At 31.3% G+C, this 20,565-nt stretch carries 15 protein-coding genes, 6 tRNA genes and 3 rRNA genes; 15 read left to right on the top strand and 9 right to left on the bottom strand.

Annotation, left to right across the window (positions count from 1 at the left end; genetic code table 11):
• Positions 1-4: 4 nt before the first annotated feature.
• The 4 genes from BABL1_RS02400 to BABL1_RS02385 are packed head-to-tail and all read right to left on the bottom strand — an operon-like array spanning position 5 to position 3,354.
• Complete coding sequence (locus BABL1_RS02400) at positions 5-694, bottom strand: queuosine precursor transporter (RefSeq protein ID WP_023791905.1); 690 nt, start codon at positions 692-694, stop codon at positions 5-7.
• A gap of 49 nt (positions 695-743) precedes the next feature.
• On the bottom strand, positions 744-1,943 hold the full coding sequence (locus BABL1_RS02395) for a type II secretion system F family protein (protein ID WP_023791902.1): 1,200 nt from the start codon (positions 1,941-1,943) through the stop codon (positions 744-746).
• A 14-nt stretch (positions 1,944-1,957) separates the two neighbouring features.
• On the bottom strand, positions 1,958-2,245 hold the full coding sequence (locus tag BABL1_RS02390) for a DUF167 domain-containing protein (RefSeq protein WP_023791899.1): 288 nt from the start codon (positions 2,243-2,245) through the stop codon (positions 1,958-1,960).
• Positions 2,246-2,256: 11 nt separating this feature from the next.
• A complete protein-coding gene (locus BABL1_RS02385) occupies positions 2,257-3,354 on the bottom strand; it encodes a coiled-coil domain-containing protein (RefSeq protein ID WP_023791896.1) in 1,098 nt (365 codons plus the stop codon).
• A 174-nt stretch (positions 3,355-3,528) separates the two neighbouring features.
• Between BABL1_RS02385 and BABL1_RS02380 the strand changes: the two genes are divergently transcribed.
• The 5 genes from BABL1_RS02380 to BABL1_RS02360 all read left to right on the top strand — a co-directional run bounded on the left by BABL1_RS02380 (position 3,529) and on the right by BABL1_RS02360 (position 4,424).
• Positions 3,529-3,619: transfer RNA gene (locus BABL1_RS02380), tRNA-Ser, on the top strand.
• Positions 3,620-3,637: 18 nt separating this feature from the next.
• Positions 3,638-3,714, top strand: a tRNA-Arg gene (locus BABL1_RS02375).
• A gap of 79 nt (positions 3,715-3,793) precedes the next feature.
• A tRNA-Ser gene (locus tag BABL1_RS02370) sits at positions 3,794-3,885 on the top strand.
• A 33-nt stretch (positions 3,886-3,918) separates the two neighbouring features.
• Positions 3,919-4,004, top strand: a tRNA-Leu gene (locus BABL1_RS02365).
• A 78-nt stretch (positions 4,005-4,082) separates the two neighbouring features.
• Positions 4,083-4,424: an HIT domain-containing protein gene (locus BABL1_RS02360; protein WP_023791892.1), complete on the top strand. Its 342-nt coding sequence runs from the start codon at positions 4,083-4,085 to the stop codon at positions 4,422-4,424.
• Between the two features lie 73 nt (positions 4,425-4,497).
• Here the strand turns inward: BABL1_RS02360 and BABL1_RS02355 are convergent, their stop codons facing one another.
• On the bottom strand, positions 4,498-4,941 hold the full coding sequence (locus BABL1_RS02355) for a hypothetical protein (RefSeq protein ID WP_023791889.1): 444 nt from the start codon (positions 4,939-4,941) through the stop codon (positions 4,498-4,500).
• Positions 4,942-5,256: 315 nt separating this feature from the next.
• Here BABL1_RS02355 and BABL1_RS02350 point away from each other — a divergent pair, with 315 nt between their 5' ends.
• The gene (locus BABL1_RS02350; protein WP_023791887.1) at positions 5,257-6,894 is read left to right on the top strand and encodes a hypothetical protein; all 1,638 of its coding nucleotides are present in this window, start codon (positions 5,257-5,259) and stop codon (positions 6,892-6,894) included.
• Between the two features lie 82 nt (positions 6,895-6,976).
• Here BABL1_RS02350 and BABL1_RS02345 read toward each other — a convergent pair whose 3' ends face one another.
• Positions 6,977-7,642 carry an NUDIX domain-containing protein gene (locus BABL1_RS02345; RefSeq protein WP_023791885.1) on the bottom strand — a complete coding sequence of 222 codons (666 nt, stop codon included), beginning with the start codon at positions 7,640-7,642 and terminating at the stop codon, positions 6,977-6,979.
• Between the two features lie 166 nt (positions 7,643-7,808).
• Here BABL1_RS02345 and BABL1_RS02340 point away from each other — a divergent pair, with 166 nt between their 5' ends.
• Positions 7,809-9,344: an ankyrin repeat domain-containing protein gene (locus tag BABL1_RS02340; protein ID WP_023791882.1), complete on the top strand. Its 1,536-nt coding sequence runs from the start codon at positions 7,809-7,811 to the stop codon at positions 9,342-9,344.
• A 68-nt stretch (positions 9,345-9,412) separates the two neighbouring features.
• Here the strand turns inward: BABL1_RS02340 and BABL1_RS02335 are convergent, their stop codons facing one another.
• Entirely contained in the window at positions 9,413-10,879 is a 1,467-nt protein-coding gene (locus BABL1_RS02335; RefSeq protein ID WP_023791879.1) for a sodium/proline symporter, read from the bottom strand.
• A gap of 15 nt (positions 10,880-10,894) precedes the next feature.
• Positions 10,895-11,980, bottom strand: a complete 1,086-nt coding sequence (gene prfB / locus BABL1_RS02330; protein WP_023791876.1) for a peptide chain release factor 2 — start codon at positions 11,978-11,980, stop codon at positions 10,895-10,897.
• Positions 11,981-12,126: 146 nt separating this feature from the next.
• Here prfB and BABL1_RS02325 point away from each other — a divergent pair, with 146 nt between their 5' ends.
• Complete coding sequence (locus tag BABL1_RS02325) at positions 12,127-12,777, top strand: ribonuclease HII (protein WP_023791873.1); 651 nt, start codon at positions 12,127-12,129, stop codon at positions 12,775-12,777.
• 8 nt (positions 12,778-12,785) lie between these two features.
• Positions 12,786-13,364 (top strand): guanylate kinase, encoded by a 579-nt coding sequence (gene gmk / locus BABL1_RS02320; RefSeq protein WP_023791870.1) that lies wholly within the window; start codon positions 12,786-12,788, stop codon positions 13,362-13,364.
• Here the strand turns inward: gmk and BABL1_RS02315 are convergent.
• Positions 13,355-13,960, bottom strand: a complete 606-nt coding sequence (locus tag BABL1_RS02315; protein ID WP_023791867.1) for a methylated-DNA--[protein]-cysteine S-methyltransferase — start codon at positions 13,958-13,960, stop codon at positions 13,355-13,357. The two genes, gmk and BABL1_RS02315, sit on opposite strands and share 10 nt — an antisense overlap.
• Positions 13,961-14,791: 831 nt before the next feature.
• Between BABL1_RS02315 and BABL1_RS02310 the strand changes: the two genes are divergently transcribed.
• From BABL1_RS02310 to BABL1_RS02285, 6 genes are all read left to right on the top strand, one after another.
• A 16S ribosomal RNA gene (locus BABL1_RS02310) occupies positions 14,792-16,332 on the top strand.
• Between the two features lie 64 nt (positions 16,333-16,396).
• A tRNA-Ile gene (locus tag BABL1_RS02305) sits at positions 16,397-16,472 on the top strand.
• 43 nt (positions 16,473-16,515) lie between these two features.
• Positions 16,516-16,591: transfer RNA gene (locus BABL1_RS02300), tRNA-Ala, on the top strand.
• Positions 16,592-16,708: 117 nt separating this feature from the next.
• A 23S ribosomal RNA gene (locus BABL1_RS02295) occupies positions 16,709-19,704 on the top strand.
• 84 nt (positions 19,705-19,788) lie between these two features.
• Positions 19,789-19,903, top strand: a 5S ribosomal RNA gene (gene rrf, locus BABL1_RS02290).
• Together the 16S, 23S and 5S rRNA genes with 2 tRNA genes alongside form the textbook arrangement of a ribosomal RNA operon.
• A 172-nt stretch (positions 19,904-20,075) precedes the next feature.
• Entirely contained in the window at positions 20,076-20,552 is a 477-nt protein-coding gene (locus tag BABL1_RS02285; protein WP_023791864.1) for an HAD-IA family hydrolase, read from the top strand.
• Positions 20,553-20,565 lie beyond the last annotated feature (13 nt).

Below are 20,565 nucleotides of genomic sequence, written 5' to 3'. Positions count from 1 at the left end.
AGTATTATGTTTTTGATATATTTATTATTTTTTTTGATAAAGCGAGATAAGGTGTTGCTATAAAGATAACTATTAGTTTAATAGTATAGCTTACAATTATAATTTGAACAATTGTGTTTATCGAGCTAAAATTTGAATTTAGTTTATAAAGGCCAAGAAAACTAAAAAGCAAAGTATCAAGAAATTGTGTAATAAAAGTAGATCCATAATTTCTTAATATAAAATAGCGATTTTTAAATTTTTTATTTAAGTAACTATAAAGCTGGCAGTCTATATTTTGAACTATTATATAAACAATTAATGAAGCCATAATTAATCTTAATGTCGAATTTAATATTATATCAAAGCAGTTCGAAACAGATATATTTTCATTAGCAGGAATATAAAGAACATGTAATTTGCTTACTATTGAGTAAAATATAGCGCAAAAGAAGCTAATCCAAATCGTTTTTTGTGCTTCGATTTTACCAAAATACTCTTGAAGTAAGTTAAGTCCTAATGTTATTCCCACTGCAATTGCATCAGAAGCTGTTGCTAATAAGCCAAATATTGGTATTTCTTTAGTTACAAATAAATTTACTAATATTGCTTGTAGGCATATTATACTAATTAAGGCTTCTTTAGAAATTTTAAGAGAAATTAATAAACTGCTACTTATTATTAATATATATAGAAAAAATACAAGTTCATTCATAATAATATTATTATATCTAAAACTTTTTTATTTATCTATTTATTTTTGGTTAATGTATTGCAGAAGATAAGTTGATTAATGGTACATATATAGAGATAATTAAGCCCGAGATTAATAAGCCTAATATTATTAATATTAAGGGTTGGACTAAAAAAATAAATTTATTTATATTGTTATAGACTTTATTCTGATATATTTCAGACGCTTGATTGATTGAAAAAATTAAATTTCCTGATGATTCTCCTACTTTTATTAATGCAAATAATTCTTCTGAATTAAATATTTGACTTTGGGATATTGATAAACTCAGATTATGTCCTGAATTCATTTTGTTTAATATCTTTTTAATTTCATCTCTTAATGTTAAATTTTGTGTACTTTCTATAATAACTTCTATTGATTTGGTAATATGCAATCCTGAGGTTAAAAGTAAATCTAATTTTTGTAGAAATCTTGCAGTATAAATTAGGAATAAAAAATTAGAAATTACTGGAATATTTAATAATATTTTATATTTATAGATTTTGATCATTTCTATGTTTATGTTCTTTAGAATTATAAGTATTGTTAGTAAGCCCGTTGATATATATAAAACCTTTTTAGATCTAATTAATTTGCTTAATTTTAGTATAAGTTTTGTTGATTTTGAAAGAGCATTTTTATCTATCGAGTTAAAAAATGCTTCAAAACGAGGAATAATAAGAATTAGTAAACCAAAGAATATAATTATAAATAAAATTAGAGTAATAATTGGGATTAAAAGAGTTGATTTCAGTTTTTTCTTAAATTCATTCATAATTTTGTTATGTTTAACAAGTTGATTAAAGGCCAAATTTAAATTAGAAGATATTTCTCCAGAATATATTATAGATCTGGTTAAAATATTAAAATGATTTTTATGTACCTCTAATGCATAAGATAATTTTTCGCCTTCATATACGTATCTCTTTATATCATTTATTATGATTTTATAGTACTTATTCTTTATTGTTTTAGATACTATTTCAAGAGCTTTATGTAGATGTATGCCTGCATTTAATAAAATAGAAATATGTTCTATAAATTTATTTTCATCGATATTAGATAATGAAAATGCTAAAATAAAATGTATTTTGTATTCTTTGGCATTTAATAATGCTATTTCTTGATTAAATAAATATCGGTCAAGATCTTGAATAGATCTGGCAAAAAGTTTTCCGCTTATACTTTCACCGTTCAAATTTATCCCGGACCAAAAAAAATATGGCATAAAGTTATTTTATTTTAAAATAATTTATTTTGAACACTAAGATTTAATTTATTGAGTACTTCTTCTTGGGTCAAGAATCCTGTAATTTTTATTTTTTTTAATCTTGAAGTTAATCCTGAAACAATCTCTATATTTGATTGAGGAACTTTGATTAATTTTGATAATAATTTGATTAATTCATAGTTAGCCTTTCCATTTTCTGGAACACTTGTTAAATGAATGCATAATCTACCAGATTTATCTAATAAGATTTTAGAGCATTTAGATTTAGGAGTGACTTTAATTGCTATTATTACTGACATAATCTATTTGTTTATGATATTAAATATTTACGAATATTTTCTGAAGTATTTGCCAACTCGCTTGCAAAATTAAATTCATCTATTGATTTTTGAGTTAGTTTATTAGGTTTTTCAAATACTTCAAGTAAATCTATATTATCATTAGTATTTCTTGCTTTTGCAAATAAAATATAGGGAGTTAATTTATTGATAGCAATCCAAATATAGTGTGCTAATTTTGTTTCATCGCAATACATATAACGATAATCAAGATGTGTATCTTTAAGAATTCTTAAATCTTTTAAAGCAATTATAATATTGGAAATGCTATTAGTAAAACCTAATAATTTTGTAGATTTTTCAAGTCTGCTATTAGGTTTTTTAAAATCTAGAGTAGATTTAATAATTGAGAGTAACTTGACTCCAGAATATAAAGAATTTATAGCTATATTAGACATGGCTGACAATTCTCTATATAATCTATTTTTATTTGAAAGAGCATTAATTTTATTTGCTTCATTTATTATGATTAGGGATTCAAATATTATGTTAGAAAGTATAGATTTCATTATATTTTCTTTTTCAATAATGAGGGCCTGTTTTTGTTGTAAATCCTTTCTTTCTTTTAATATTTGATTTATATTATCTTCAAATTTAGATTCGAAATTTTCTTCAGAGTTATTTCTTTTTAAGAAATTTTTATAGCTATTTTTAAGAGTTTCAAAGTTTAAATTGGAAGAATCTAACTTATTTATAAATGCTGTTTTTGCTTCTATTTCAGATGAATCTTTTGTTATTCCTAATAAGATCCATGGAGTGCTTTCTACTATTTTATTTATTTTTTTTGTATATTGTAGATCTGTTATTTTCTTTTTTAGTTCATAGATTTTGTTTAATTTTTCGACATCCGTTTCTAGCTTTTGTAATCGGGAACTTATGTTTATATATTTTATTTGATTTAAGTTCTGTTCTAAGTATTTTAATTTAGAGTTGTTTGAATCTATTTTTGAGTTTAGTTGATTTACTCTTTCTGATACTGATTCTATATCTTCTGAATTATCTTGAGAAATTATGATATTGAAGTTTAAAGCAAATAAGAGTTGTAATGTAAAAAATATTTTTTTATGCATTTTATTGCCTTGAATATTATATTTAGTTAAAATGTTTTACTAAATATATTTTTAAAAAATTGTTTTTTCAAGTGGTGTATCTAATTTTTTATAGAGATAGTTTAACTTTAGTTTATAAAAAATAAAACTTGCATAAAGTTCTAAATCATCTAAACTATAATATAGATATATTATGGAGAGATGGCTGAGTGGCCTAAAGCGCTTGCCTGCTAAGCAAGAGTCTCATAACTGGGACGCGAGGGTTCGAATCCCTCTCTCTCCACCATTAAAATCTATTTAATCGGCGCCTATAGCTCAACTGGATAGAGCGTCAGACTACGGATCTGAAGGTTAGGGGTTCGACTCCTCTTAGGCGCACCAATTATTTGCATGACAGTTGATTTTTATTTAAAATATATATATGATACTTATTAAGCTACTTTAGCTTATATCTAAGTATGGAGAGATGGCTGAGCGGTCTAAAGCGACGGTCTTGAAAACCGTTATCTCGAGTGATCGGGATCGAGGGTTCGAATCCCTCTCTCTCCTCCATTAAATTCCACAATTATTCCTCAAGATTTGTAAGCCGAGGTGGCGAAATGGCAGACGCACGGGACTCAAAATCCCGCGATGGCAACATCATGTCGGTTCAAGTCCGACCCTCGGCACCATTAATCTCTTTTCTATGGCTAAATTTGTTTTTTATAATTATAATTATTCAAAATTTATAATAGAGTAAAGGATTTTAAATGAATGATTGTATATTTTGTAAGATTATTAATAAGACAATTCCTAGTGACATCGTTGTAGAATCAGAAAATGTTATTGTAATTAAAGATATTGCGCCAAAGGCATCTTTGCATCTCTTGATTATTCCTAAAAAACATATTAAAGATATAGTTTCTTTTGAACATAGAGACTTTGAGCTTGGCTCTCAAATGTTATTAATGGCAAAATTTCTTTCTGATAAATTTGATAATGCTAAGAATTTTAGATTAGTTATCAACAATGGAGTTCAAGCAGGGCAAGCTATATTTCATGTACATATGCATTTTTTGTCAGGCGATATGTCTGAATCCACTAATTTATAGTAATTTATTTGTTAAGATAAAATGCCTCAACTTAAAGTTGAGGCATATTCTTAATTCCCAAAACGGTATTGTTTTAGTTGCAAGTATTGCAACCATTACCTTCTTGTGTGCCTACTGGACATTCATATCTAACAAGATTTGGCTGTTTGCGGCATACTATTCTGTCTGGTACTGGTTCATATTTGATGATATCAGGTTGAGGTATAGGTGGCTGTTTGATACAGATCTTTCTTGGAGCTTGTGGTATACGTTCAATTATATCAGGTTGAGGTATTTCAATTCTGCGAGCAGGAACTTGAACTACTTTATCAACTAATATAGTTTTAGGAACTTTTACAGTTTTTGTACAAACTGGTGGAGTTGCAGGTTGTTCATATGATGCTACTGATTCAAAAGAAGCAGTTGGTTGCTCATAAGTAGGTTGGCACCCACGATGGCAGCTGCGACCGAAGAATGCATTGGTAACAGCTACTGCTGATACGCTGAATAAAAGAGCGAATAGTAATTGTTTCTTCATTTATATCCCCTTTTTTTGGTTAATATTTTTTACTTCTGTATAGCGCTTATACAATTTAAATTATGTCATATTAAAAAATAAAAAATCAATGTTTTATTAAAAATTTTTATAACTGGAAAAATAAAACGGATTTGTTAATATTACTATAAGTGGTTATGAATCGTAATTTTGAGTATATTATTTTTATTAAATTAAATTTTAAAAATTTTTTTTTTTTTTATTTTTAAAAAAATGATTTTTTAATGATTTTGACAAAAACGATTATTTATTTATAATTATTAAATTGTCAATTAAAATCTAAAATCAAAGATTATTATGTTTCTTTATAGAATATTTTTAGAATTATTGCTTAGTTTAATATTATCTATTTTATCGCAATATATAATGGCTTATATTTCTATGACTACTTCGCTTGGTCCTTGGATTGAAATTTCTACTGTTTTATTGAGTATAATTTTATTTAGATTATTCAATTTCAATAAGTTTGATAAATATAATAATAAATCTATAAGTCTTATAACTGCTTGTTCCGGTATATCAGGGATTATAGCAACAGCCGTGGGATTTTCGATGCCTGTATTATATTTTATAGATTCTAAAGTTTTTAATTTATGGTTTGCAAATCCTTGGATGTTTTGTTTTTATATAGGATTTTTAACATTGTCAGCAGGAAGCTTAGGTCTAATGGGCACAAATCTTTTTTATAATAGTTTAATATTGGAAGAAAGATTGAAATTTGCAATAGGAGATATTGTTTATAGCATGATCTATGGAAATAATATACTATATAATATAATTCTTTTTTTATCAGGGTCAATTTCAATTTTTGTATTTTTTATACTTCAAACTTTAAAATTTTTTCCAAAAAAGATGTTAATCTTTAAGGGATATATTTTTAATATTTTGAATTTCCCACCTATTGAATTGGATTTTGATTTATTGCCTATTTTTTTATGCACTGGTTTTATAGTTGGGCCTATTGTTAGTTCTGTTTTTTTTGGACTTATCTTTAAATATCTTATTATAGTTCCTCTATATGGTATTTATCCTGAAATTGTAAAATATTTAAATTTAGATTCTGTTTTGTTGGTAAATTTTAATGAATTTTTAAATACTTTTGTGACAGGAATTTTATTGTTTAGTATTATATGTGGTTTATATAAGTTTATCGTGTTGGCATTTTTAAAGTTTGATTATTATAAGCCTTATAAGTTAAACGTTAGGAAAAATTTTAATTTAATAGAGTTTGTTTCAATTCTAATTTTGAATTGTGTTTTTTTCAGTTATTTCGAATTTTCTTTATTATCACAAGTTTATATTATTATATTTACCTTTTTGTCTATTCATCAATTGTTGATTATTGCAGGTAAAATTTCTATAGCTCCTTTAGGTCGCTATGCTACATTGATTATGATACCTGGATTATTAATTTTTGGTTTTGATTCAGTTCAAACAACTTTAGTTGTAGCTTTTGCCGAAATTGCTTCTGGAGTTGCCTGTGATTCGATGTTTAGTCGTAAGCTTGCTTGTAATGCTTCAATAGATCAAAAGGAAATGGTTTTTTTTAATTGGATGGGCCTTTTAATTAGTTCTTTATCAATAGGTTTAGTATTTTGGTTGTTAATTTCGACTTTTGGGTTAGGTGAATCCTCATGTTTAAATGTAGCTAGAGCTCGATCAAGAGCTATGCTTATTAATTTGAGTATGGAAAATTTTGATTTAAAAGTATTATTCTTGGGATGTTTTTTTGGTTTAGGATTTAATTTTTTAGGAATCAATTCTGCTTTACTTTTAGCTGGTATTCTAATGCCTACTAACGCAGCTATTATGTTAATTTTAGGTGGTTTTATTGCTTGTTTTTTTAAAAATAAAGAAAGATATTATCCATTATGCTCTGGAGCTTTTACTACAAATTCCTTATTTATATTTTTTAAAACTTTGTTTAAAATTTAAAGGATTTTTATTATAAAGCTCATTAAATTTGATTATGAGCTTTATAACTTTAAACTTTTATATTTTTTTAATTTGAATTTTTTTAGATTAATCCTTGAAGTTTGCTAACAAAGAATGGACGTAATACAAGAACAGTATTTTTTTGGTGCTTAAAACTAGGATTATTTGAATCAATAAGATTTGCAGGTATAGTTATAGGTGTAATAAGTTTGCCTGTAGCATCTCGTTTTGCATTGTTAATTACCTTTTTAAGATCTTCGTATTTTACCCATGCAAGAGCATTTTTTTCTTTATTTTTTGATTTTTGTGTTGAATTACGAGCTGTGTAAAAATTATTTGTGAGGTTTTCAAGATCTTTATGATCAAAATAAGTAATATAAGTAACGCTTTTTTTGTCATTATTAACTAATTTTTTGCTTTTCTTGAGCTTGCTTTCTATTTTAGAGTCATTGCCTAATAAGTATATTGTTTCTTCTTGTAGTTCTCTAGTTGCTGTGTTTAAAGGCCTGTTATTGTCGATTAGTTCTTTATCTCCACCAAAATTATCCCATTCGCCCTTAGAGGAGCCATAATTTTCTCTTCCTAATAAAGCATATTTTGTATTAGGCTTAGATGGCCAACTTGTTATTAAAAGTACAGATGCTTCTTCATAATGATTATTGCTATTTTGCATAGTTATTAAAGTTGGTGTTATTAACGTTATAAAGGAAGTTAATAAAAATTTATAAAAAAAACTGTTTATTTTCATACTCGCATCCTTTTGTTAATTTAAAATTATAGATATATAAACAATTATAGCGATATATTTGCAATTTGCAAATGAAGTAATCGATATTTATAAATTAATATCTTGAGTTTTTGCTTGTTTCTATTGTCTTTAATTAGTAGTTTAAGTTTTATTATTAGGGGATATAATGAAAAATAGATTAAATCAGGTCCTTTTTATATTTATGATATTATTTAATAATATTGTTTCTATGGAATTAAGTGTATCTCAAAATTACAGACCATTATATTTATCAATAGATGATATGCCTGAGGAAGTTTTATTAATAATTCTGTTAAATGCTTTTGAATCAAAATTATCAGATTATATGAAATATTGGAATGATATTTTTATGAATTTTGATGAAGTTCTTATAGATGAATATAATAGGCATATAAATTTATTTTTTGTTAATATTCCTCTTAATAAGCGTTGTTTAAAAGAATGTATAAAGAAAGAATTAGAAAACATGCGTTTGATTTGTATGAGTTTTAATAGACTTATTCTTTATAATAAAAAATACTTTATAGAAATTATTAAACGATTAAAAATAGCAAGATTTAATTATTTAAAAGATCAAATAAAGTTACAATATGCTAAGTTTTCTGTTAATTCAGAATTATATGAAATATTGAATTTAGATCAAGATCTGTTCTTTAGTGATAAATATATAACAAGTTATAGTATGCTAGACAGAGGTGATAGAGATGAAAAAATATGGTTTTACCAGATAGATAAAGAAAGTTTAAAAAAGGCTATTTGCTTAATATTGGCAGGGGCTGATATTGATGTTCAAAATGAACATGGAAGAACCGCTTTAATGCTAGCAGTAAAAGAAGGATATAATAAGTTGATCCAAATTTTGCTTGATTTAGGTGCTAATCCTAATGATGAGCATGGCAATACTTTAATATTTGCCGAAGCTCAAGGGGATGAAGATATAATTAAAACGTTACTTTCTTATAAGGTTAACTGTAACATTCCTGATGAATTTGGTAATACTGCTTTAATCAGAGCTATTTTAAGTATTTCTAAAGTTATTCTAAAGTCTAATAAAAAAATGTATCACCAAAGGATTAAACTACTTATTGATTCAGGAGCTAATGTTAATTTTCAGCGTAGCATACGATCTTGTTATGGATGTCAAAGGTTAAAAATAGGGTATACGCCCTTAATGTTAGCTGTTATTTATGGTGAAAAAGATATCATAGAGATGCTTATCAATGCTGGTGCTGATGTCAATATGCAAGATTCTGATGGAGTAACAGCCTTATATCTTGCTGTAAAAAAAGCTTTATATTCATCTGTGAAAAATAATTGCTATGAAATAATCGAGATGTTACTTAAAAGTGGTGCTAATGTTGATATACCGATTCAGCGTTGTGATTTTTCTTATTTTTCTAAAAAAACAAATGATAGTTCTACTTTATTAATAGAATCTGTTAGATCTAAGAATATAAAAATAGTTAATTTGCTTATTTTATATAATGCTAATGTGAACCTACAAGATAGCAAAGGGTTAACCGCATTAATGTGGGCTACTAAAAAGGAATGCAAAAATATAGTTGATATACTTCTTAAAGCATATGCGGATATTAGTATTAAAGATAATAATGGTTATACCGCTTTAAATTTGTCTACAAAGGATAAGCTTTTAAAGCCATCTTCCTGTGCTCTTTCTTAAGATCAAATTTTTGGATTTATAATTTTATTAGATAAGAGATCTCAATTTACTGAGATCTCTTTACATATTTATTTATAGTTTTTTGTAATAAAAGAGACAATATAGCAAGCTATAATGCTCAAAATAAATGCTGGTGCTATAGAATAAATTTCAATATTAGTTATATATTTATTAATTAAAGGCCAAATCATGGATGTTGAGCATCCTATTATTATAGAAGCAATAATACCCCATTTATTAATTTTTTTGGAATAAAGAGATAATACTAATGCAGGTCCAAATGATGATCCTAGCCCTGACCAGGCATATTTTACTAAAGACATTATTGAATTATTTTCCTGCCAAGCAATAATTAATCCTATTAATGCCGAGATTATAAGTGATATTTGATATATATTATAGACTTGTTTTTCTGTAGCGTTTTTATTAATTAAGTTTTTATAAAAATCTTGTGCTATGATGCTTGCAATTACTAAAAGTTGGGAATCTACAGTAGATATAGTTGCTGCTAAAATAGCACAAAGAACAATTCCTGCTAGCCAAGGAGTAAATAAGCATTTTGTCATTTCTATAAATATAAACTCTGGTTTGTTAGGTACTGCTTGAAAATAACAAAGGCCAATCAGGCCAACGGCAACAGCTGATGAGGTTGCTAACAATTGCCACGTTAAACCGAAATATTTTGATTTATTCATGTCTTGAGGATTTTTTGCTGCCATAAATTTGGTTAATATATGAGGCATGCCAAAATATCCTAAGCACCAGGAAAAAGGGTTCAGAACTATAAATGCTAGATTTTTAATAGTAGATTCGTACTTGCTAGGTATTAGAGATAAAGAAATATTTTTTATTTTTGCTGCTTTCATTATGCAGCTTATATTTCCAAGCTTTATAAAAGCATAAATAGGTACGAGCATTAACATTAGTAATAAAAATATTCCTTGAAATAAATCTATATAAGCAACTGATACAAAGCCCCCTATAAGGGTATAAATAACAACTATAATAACAGCAAGTAAGGTTGAGAAGTAGTAGTTAAAGTTGAATGCTGATTTAAGGACATATCCTATGCCTTTTATCCCTACTGAAAGATATATAGTAAAGAAAAAAAATGATATTAAAGCAGATATGCTTACAATAATACCTGATCTGTCATTAAATCTATTTTGAAAATATGAGGCCAAAGTATTGGCATTATATTTTTCAGATTCGATTCTTAATTTAGCTGCTATAAAGTGCCATGATAAGAACATTCCAAATAAAAGGCCTATAGGTATCCATATTTCAAGTGCCCCATTAGTATAAATTGCACCAGGTAATCCCATAAAAAGCCAATCGCTCATATCAGCTGCGTGAGCAGAAAGGGCTGTTAGTAACCAATTTGAAGAGCGAGAGCCTAATATAAAGTCATTAGAATTAGAATCTTTAGAGTTGCTTGGTAAATTGTTACTTTGATTTTTTTTTGAAGATACTATGCCTATTATCAATATAGTTAATAAATAAACTATAAAAGAAACCAAAAATTCGATTTGCATATTGTGCCTTTTGTATTATTTTGTTTTTTCTTTAATTAAATTTGATTCTATGAAATCCATTATATCGCCATCAAGTACTAATTCTGGTTGTGGATTTTCTAATTCGGTTCTATGATCTTTTACTAATTTATAAGGATGTAGTATATATGATCTTATTTGTGATCCCCATTCTATTTTTTTCTTCTCAATTGCCAGTTCTTTTGATTTCTCTTCTTCTTTTTGTTTTTGTATAAGTTTTGCCATAAGCATTTTCATTGCAATTTCTTTATTTTGTACTTGAGATCTTTCATTTTGGCATTGTACTACTATTCCACTTTTTAAATGTGTAATTCTAACTGCAGATTCTGTTTTGTTAACGTGCTGTCCTCCAGCGCCACCGGCCCTGTAAGTATCTATTTTTAGATCATTGGGATCTATTTCTATATTTGCTTTTTTTACTTCAGGTGTAACATTTACTCCAGCAAAAGAAGTATGTCTTCTTTTATTTGCATCAAATGGAGAGATTCGGACTAATCGATGAACCCCTTGTTCATTTTTTAATAACCCATAGGCATTTTTGCTTTTAATAAATATTGTTGCTGATTTTATTCCTGCTCCTTCGCCTGCTTGATAATCTAAGATGCTTGAAGTGAAATTTTCTCTTTCACAAAATCTTACATACATTCTTAAGAGAATTTCAGCCCAATCTTGAGACTCTGTTCCTCCTGCGCCTGAGTTTATGCTTAAAAAGCAGTTTGAGCTGTCTTCCTCTTCTGTTAATAAAACATTTAATTTTAATCTAGAAATTTCTCGGGCCCATTTGTATATATCATCTTTTAGTTTAATTAATTCATCCTCTTCATTTTCAAATAGTTCTATTAACTCCTGGAACTCATCATATAATTTTGTTGCTTGTAAATAAGCTTCCTTTTGTTGTTTTATTCTATTTAATTCTTTGAGTATATCGGGTTGGTTTGGGTTTTGCCAAAATTCTTCTTGATTGCTTAATTTTTCTAAATCTTCTAGTTGTTTTTCTAGATTAGAGTTTTTCCACCAAGATTTTATTACATTTATATCTGGTTCTGAACTTTTTATTTTTTCTCTTAATTCATCTATAAGCATATCTTATTCCATTTATTTATAAATTTATTAATATTATTTTAATATAAATTATAACAGTTTTTTTATTATATCGCTTTTGATAAATTTATTTTTTAAGTTATTATTATTAAGATAGGTTAATGTTAAATATAAAAACAATTAAATAAATGGTAACTATAAAACGTAAGTCTGATTTTGAGCCTTTATATTATGAAAAGAAGGCTTGGGCTGAAAATAAATTAATTTGTGGATTAGATGAAGTAGGAAGAAGTTGTTTAGCAGGACCTGTTGTCGCAGCTGCAGCTATCTTAAATCCTTATGTTGAGCATCAATATCTTAAAGATTCTAAAGAACTGACTCCTGAACAACGTTTTAAAGTTTATCAATGGCTTTTGAAAAATAGCATATTCTCCGTTGGTATTATTCATCACAGATTAATAGACCAAGTTAATATTCATAATGCTACTCTTTATGCCATGAAAAGAGCATTATTTCAACTGCTTGCTTCTTGTCCTAATTCGCCTGACTTAATATTGGTAGATCATATGCCTCTGATTTTAGATACTGTTGATATTCCTGTTTTACATTTTAGTTATGGAGAGAGGCTTTCTTCTTCAATAGCAGCAGCTTCTATTATTGCTAAAGTAACAAGAGACAGTTTAATGTGTCGCGTTGATGGTTTTTTGCCAGGATATAAATTGTCTAATAATAAAGGTTACGGTACAAAAGCTCATAAAGCAGCTATTGATAGTGACGGTCTAGTAGTATATCATCGTAATAGTTTTGTTTCTAAATTTTATTTAAATAGTCATAATTGAGTTGTGTCATGTTAGGAAAGTTATTTGTTATTTCTGGTCCTTCAGGTAGCGGAAAAACCACTTTATCTAATGAGCTGGTTGAGATTTTTCAGAATATTAACTTAAAGCGTGTTGTTACCTATACTACTAAAGTTCCTAGAGTTAATGAAATTGATGGTATTGATTATCATTTTTTATCTAAAGAAGAATTTATTAAAAAGATTGAGCAAGGTTTTTTTTTAGAGTATAGTCAATCCTATCTAGCTTATTATGGATTTCCTAATTATATTGTTAAGGCTCTAAAAAATGGTCAATCTTATATAGTTATTCTTGATCGCGCGGGTGCTAAAAGCATCAAGCATAAGATTGAAGATGCTATTCTTATTTGGCTTGAGCCTAAAAGTATAGAGGAATTAAGAAAAAGATTAATGTTTAGAGCTCAAGATTCAATAGAAAGCATTAATTATAGATTAGGCCTTGCAAAAAAAGAGATGGAGATGGAATTATTAGAGCCCATTTTTGATTATAAGTTTATAAATGATAATCTTGATGAAACTCTTTTGTCATTGCAGGAGCTTTTTAATAAATATCTTAATGTTTATAAATAGTTTTTAGCTACGATTTCTTTTTCTGTCTCAATTAAGTATTTTTTGCGTTCTATTCCTCCAGAATATCCTCCTAACTTATTGTTATTATTAATAATTCGATGACAAGGTATAATTATCGATAATAAATTGCTTGCGTTTGCTTTAGCCACAGCTCTTGAATGCTGAGGTAAATTAAGAGAGTTGGCAATTTCTAAGTAAGATTGGGTTTGCCCATAAGAAGTTTTTAAAAGAGCAGCCCAAACCTGTTTTTGAAAGTTAGATCCTATCATATATATAGGAGTGGTGAACTTAGTTAGTTTGCCTTTGAAATATTGGTTTAATTCTTCTTCTATCAAACTTATTATACTATTTTTTTCTACGGTAATAGTAAAGTTTGTTTTTTTTATAAGCATCTTAATTTTGTTTTCGATGTTCTCTTGATCTTTAAATGCCAAAAAATAAGCATGCTTTATATCTGCTATTACTATTACGGTCCCTAAAGGGGTGTTGATTCCGTAGGTATTGGCTTTTGCTTTGTTTGATTTAGTATTGTTTTTAGCATTAGCATTACTATTTAAAATCTGCTCTAAAAACGCTTTTTGAGTATTGTTATCCATATAACCCCTATTTGATTTAAGTTTTTTATTTTTGATTATAATCTTATTATAATATATTAATACAAAATTGTAACTAAAAAAATTTAAACGATATAAAAAAATTGCTTAATGGTAAAATATATTGTGATTTTGATAAAATTTTATAAGATATTTAGTGATTTTTTAGACTTTTGCTTTAAATTTTATTATGTTAGACCATTTCTAACTAAATATTCATTTAATTTCATAATTTTTTAGGTTTTTATCTTTAATTTGTTGTCAATATTAGCTTTAGATCGATAAAATGGATAAGTTTAAAAAATATTAAAAAAAATTTGACTTTGTTGTATTTAAGGGTATAATTATATACATGATTAGCTGTTAAGCGAAAGCGATTTGAAATATCAATATTTGAAGTTATTTTAACTAAAAAATAATGATAAAAATTTGACATAATTTGTTTTTTATTGCATTATATATTTATAACTAATTTTTAATTAAAGTTTAATAAAAATAGTTAAAGATTTTGAAATAAATTTTGAAAATTTTTTAAAAATAAATTTGACTTAATTAAAAATTAATATATAATAAATATATATAAGTTGAAATTAACAAAAATTAGCGAAATTTAGTAGCTAATACAGCTTAAAAAAGTTTGAAAAAAAATTAAAAAAAGTTTGACAAATTCTGAAAATCGATTATAATATTAATAATCAGTTGAAGTTAAAAATTTGACAATTCAAATTTGCTAAAACTTTAAGTAAAAAGTTTTCTTTGAAATTTATAGGAAGTCCAAGCGAGCTTATAAGATCTTGCGATTTAACTCAATATTTTAAAAACTCTATAGTTTTTGTGATGAAGAGTTTGATCCTGGCTCAGAATGAACGCTGGCGGCGTGCTTAACACATGCAAGTCGAGCGAGAAAGGTCTTCGGACTGAGTAAAGCGGCGGACGGGTGAGTAACGCGTAGGAATTTGCCTTTCAGTGAAGAATATCCTCGAGAAATCGAGGTTAATGCTGCATAAGTCCTTAACGGGAGAAAGATGGCCTCTTTGCTGTCGCTGAAAGATAAGCCTGCGTACTATTAGCTAGTTGGTAGGGTAAAGGCCTACCAAGGCGATGATGGTTAGCCGGCCTGAGAGGGTGTACGGCCACACTGGAACTGAGACACGGTCCAGACTCCTACGGGAGGCAGCAGTGAGGAATATTGCGCAATGGGCGAAAGCCTGACGCAGCGACGCCGCGTGGAGGATGAAGGTTTTCGGATTGTAAACTCCTGTTAAGTGGGAAGAAACGACAAAATATAATACATTTTGTAACTGACGGTACCATTAAAGAAAGCACCGGCTAACTTCGTGCCAGCAGCCGCGGTAATACGAGGGGTGCAAGCGTTATTCGGAATTATTGGGCGTAAAGGGTGCGTAGGCGGCGTATTAAGTCAACTGTTAAAACCTCCAGCCTAACTGGAGATCAGCAGTAGATACTGGTATGCTAGAGGATGGAAGAGAGAAGTGGAATTCTTGGAGTAGCGGTGGAATGCGTAGATCTCAAGAGGAACACCAATGGCGAAGGCAGCTTCTTGGTCCATATCTGACGCTGATGCACGAAAGCGTGGGGAGCAAACAGGATTAGATACCCTGGTAGTCCACGCCGTAAACGATGATCACTAGATGTTAATTCTGCTTGCAGAATTAGTGTCGTAGCTAACGCGATAAGTGATCCGCCTGGGGACTACGGTCGCAAGATTAAAACTCAAAGGAATTGACGGGGGTCCGCACAAGCGGTGGAACATGTGGTTTAATTCGACACTACGCGAGGAACCTTACCTAGGTTTGACATGTATATGACCGCTAAAGAGATTTAGTTTCTTAAGGGTAACCTTAAGCATATACACAGGTGCTGCATGGCTGTCGTCAGCTCGTGTCGTGAGATGTTGGGTTAAGTCCTATAACGAGCGCAACCCTTGCTGTCAGTTGCTATTCTGTGAAGAAGCACTCTGATGGGACTGCCTGGGAAACCAGGAGGAAGGTGGGGATGATGTCAAGTCAGCATGGCCCTTATGCCTAGGGCTACACACGTGTTACAATGGCTAATACAAAGGGCTGCAAACCTGCAAAGGGAAGCTAATCCCATAAAGTTAGTCTAAGTTCGGATTGAGGTCTGAAACTCGACCTCATGAAGTTGAAATCGCTAGTAATCGCATATCAGCATGATGCGGTGAATACGTTCTCGGACCTTGTACACACCGCCCGTCAAGCCATGAAAGCTGTTTGTACCCGAAATCATCTTAGCTAACTTGTTAAAAGAGGCGGATGCTGAAGGTATGGAGAGTGATTGGGGCTAAGTCGTAACAAGGTAGCTGTAGGAGAACCTGCGGCTGGATCACCTCCTTTCGAGGGAGATAAATTTTGTTAAGGTGTGCGAGTTTTTCGCAAGATCATAGGCTTGTACAAATCTGGGCCTATAGCTCAGGGGTTAGAGCACCCCGCTGATAACGGGGAGGTCAGTCGTTCAAATCGACTTAGGCCCACCAAAGGCTTTAAGTCTAAAATTTGAGTAATTATTCCCCTTATAATGGGGGTGTAGCTCAGTTGGTAGAGCGCCTGCTTTGCACGCAGGAGGTCAGCGGTTCGAATCCGCTCATCTCCACCAGAGTTAAAGGCCTAGTTTCTTGGATTTCCTTATAAATAGATAAAAAATTCTTGTGTTCTTTGAAATATTTTGTAGTAATATCTAGTTGTTACAAATTCACTTAGTTATAAAAGTTTGTGATTAATTAAAAAGGGCATTTGGTGGATGCCTTGGCATCAGAAGGCGATGAAGGAGGCGTAAGGCTGCCATAAGCTTCGGGGAGCTGTCAATAGAGCATTGATCCGAAGATTTCCGAATGGGGAAACCTATCTTGGCAAACCCAAGATATTTATATCTGAATATATAGGATATAAAAGCGAACGGCCTGAACTGAAACATCTAAGTAGGGCTAGGAAAATAAAACGAATGTGATTCCCCTAGTAGTGGTGAGCGAAGAGGGAAGAGTCTAAACCGGTAACATGTGATAACCTGCATGTGTTGTGTTATCGGGGTAGCGGGATATAAACGTCTAAAAAATGCGGTTTTTAGCGTAAGATTTACTAATTTAGTTGAATATTCTGGAAAGGATAGCCAAAGAAAGTGACAGCCTTGTAAATAAAAAATTAGTAAATTTACGAGTTTTTACTCCCAAGTACTGTAGAGCACGTGAAATTCTGCAGGAATCAGTCCAGACCATTGGATAAGACTAAATACTAACTGATGACCGATAGTGAACAAGTACCGTGAGGGAAAGGTGAAAAGAACCCCGGGAGGGGAGTGAAATAGAACCTGAAACCAAATGTCTACAATCGGTGGAAGCGATGTATACGTACGCGCAACCACGTACCTTTTGCATAATGAGCCAACGAGTTATCCTATATTGCAAGATTAAGCTTAGAAAGAGCGGAGTCGTAGCGAAAGCGAGTCTGAATTAGGGCGTTAGTAGTATGGGATAGACCCGAAACCTAGTGAGCTATCCATGTCCAGGATGAAGTCTCAGTTAAATGAGATGAAGGTCCGAACCGGTGTAGGTTGAAAACTGCTCGGATGAGGTGTGGATAGGAGTGAAAGGCTAATCAAACTAGGAAATAGCTGGTTCTCCCCGAAATATATTTAGGTATAGCCTCGTTGAATTTGTTACGGAGGTAAAGCACAGTTTAAGCTTTGGGGGCGCAAGCTTACCAGGTTTTTGCTAACTCTGAATGCCGTAACTTTAGAAGACGGGAGGCAGACTGTGGGAGATAAGTTTCATAGTCGAGAGGGAAACAGCCCAGACCATCAGCTAAGGTCCCAAAATATTCGTTAAGTTGTAAAAGAAGTGGTAATACATAGACAGCCAGGAGGTTGGCTTGGAAGCAGCAATCCTTTAAAGAAAGCGTAATAGCTCACTGGTCAAGTGTAATTGCGCTTAAAAACGAACGGGGATAAACGAATTACCGAAGCTATGGCTTACGTATTTAATACGTAGGGGTAGGGGAGCGTTCTTTGATAGATACAAGCTTGACCGTAAGGACAGGTGTCGATGATCAAAGAAGTGAGTATGTTGGTATAAGTAACGAAAAAATAGGTGAAATTCCTGTTCGCCGTAAGTCTAAGGTTTCCGTGAGATCGGTTCATCCACTCAGGGTTAGTCGATACCTAAGCCGAGGCCAATTGGAGTAGGTGATGGACAACAGGTTAATATTCCTGTACCGCTTATGGACGTTTGAGTGAAGGGGTGACGCAGGAAGGTAGGTTGACTTGGACTTTGGATTGCCAAGCTAAGCGCAAAGAAGGATGTTATAGGTAAATCCGTGATGTCATTAACTTTGAAGCGTTATGGGTATGTGTGTTTCTAGTAAGCACATGTATTTGACTGATCCTACGCTGACTAGAAAAACCTCTAGCGAGTCTTATAAGCGATCGTACCGCAAACTGACACAGGTAGACGGGCTGAAAATGCTCAGGCGTTGAGATAACTATCATTAAGGAACTCGGCAAAATGACCCCGTAACTTCGGGAGAAGGGGTGCCTGAAGATATGTTAAAGTATCTTTGGGTTTCAACAAAGAGGCCCAACCGACTGTTTAACAAAAACACAGGGCTGTGCTAACTCGTAAGAGGATGTATACAGTCTGACGCCTGCCCAGTGCTGGGATGTTAATAGGAGGGGTTAGCCGCAAGGCAAAGCTCTGAATTGAAGCACCAGTAAACGGCGGCCGTAACTATAACGGTCCTAAGGTAGCGAAGTCCCTTGTCGGGTAAGTTCCGACCTGCATGAATGGCGTAACGAGTTGGGCGCTGTCTTAATGATAGACTCAGTGAATTTGTAGTGCAAGTGAAAATGCTTGCTACCCGCAACTGGACGGAAAGACCCCGTGCACCTTTACTGCAACTTGACATTGATTTTTGGACTGGTATGTGTAGGATAGGTGGGAGGCTATGAAGTTAAGGCGCTAGCCTTAATGGAGCCGTCGTTGAAATACCACTCTTATCCGTTTGAGAATCTAACTCTAGTCCGTAAGCCGGATAGAAGACATTGTCTGGTGGGCAGTTTGACTGGGGTGGTCGCCTCCTAAATGGTAACGGAGGCATACAAAGGTTCCTTCAAGACGAATAGAAATCGTCGGTAGAGCGTAAAGGTATAAAGGAGCTTAACTGTGAGACATACAGGTCGAGCAGATGCGAAAGCAGGTCTTAGTGATCCAGTGGTTCTGAATGGAAGGGCCATTGCTAAATGGATAAAAGGTACGCCGGGGATAACAGGCTGATCTCCTCTGAGAGTCCATATCGACGAGGAGGTTTGGCACCTCGATGTCGGCTCATCGCATCCTGGGGCTGAAGTAGGTCCCAAGGGTTTGGCTGTTCGCCATATAAAGCGGTACGCGAGCTGGGTTCAGAACGTCGTAAGACAGTTCGGTCCTTATCCGTTGTGGGCGTAGGGTATTTGAGAGGAGTTGTTCCTAGTACGAGAGGACCGGAATGAGTTAGCCTCTAGTGTTCCAGTTGTTCACCAAGAGCAGGCTGGGTAGCTACGCTAATAAGAGATAACCGCTGAAAGCATCTAAGTGGGAAGCTTACCTCAAGATTAGATACCCCAGTGTAACTTCGGTTACACATAAGATCCCTTGAAGACTACGAGGTTGATAGGCTGGATGTGTAAGCATAGTAATGTGTTGAGCTAACCAGTACTAATAGATCGAGATTTTAATCACAGTAAAGATTTTTAGAATGCAGTGAAATTGATTCTAAATATTACTACAAATATTTCTACACACAAGTAAAATTTAATAAAAATTTTCTGGTGGGTATAGCTGTAGGGAAACACCCGTTACCATTCCGAATACGGAAGTTAAGTTTACAGCGCCGATGATACTTGTCTGGAGACGGACCGGGAAAGTAGGTACCGCCAGATTTAATATATAAGGCTCTAGTTTTAATACTAGAGCCTTTTTTTATGTCTATATTATTTTCTTATCACTTAAAACTTCGATAAAACTCTAGTTATTTTTGGTATAACCTTTTATAAATATAAATAGCTGTTATTTTATAGTATACTTAATTAGTATTTCAAAGGGTTGAATGATATGAGTTTATTAAAAAATATAATATTTGATCTTCACGGAGTGTTATTTGAATATAGTTCTTTAAGTGCTGTTTATTTTGATGAAAACTATAAGAGGGTTCAGCCAATAGATTATGGTCTTGATATACTTAAGTCTTGCTACTTGAATGGCATAGAGTATGACTATAAGTTTTATGTGTGTACTAATTGGGATGACAGCATGTTAGGCTATATTAAAGATAATTTTCAGGATATTATGCAATTTTTTCATGGTACAGTTAACTCCTCTGAGGCTAAATCTAAAAAACCTGATCATAAAATCTTTTTTTATTTAATAGATAAGTATAATTTGGATCCTAAAGAGTGTCTTCTAATTGACGATCAAGAAAAAAATATAGACACTGCTAAGGAATTGGGTATGACTGCAATACATGCTAAAGATTTTAACTACATAAATAATGAGCTTCAAAGATTAAATGTGTTTTCTAAATTATTATAATAATTAAATCGAG

Origin of the sequence: Candidatus Babela massiliensis (assembly GCF_000513475.1) — a bacterium.
Classification (GTDB): Bacteria; Babelota; Babeliae; order Babelales; family Babelaceae; genus Babela; species Babela massiliensis.
Note: the sequence above shows the minus strand (reverse complement) of the source record. Positions and strands in the feature narration are given on the sequence as shown.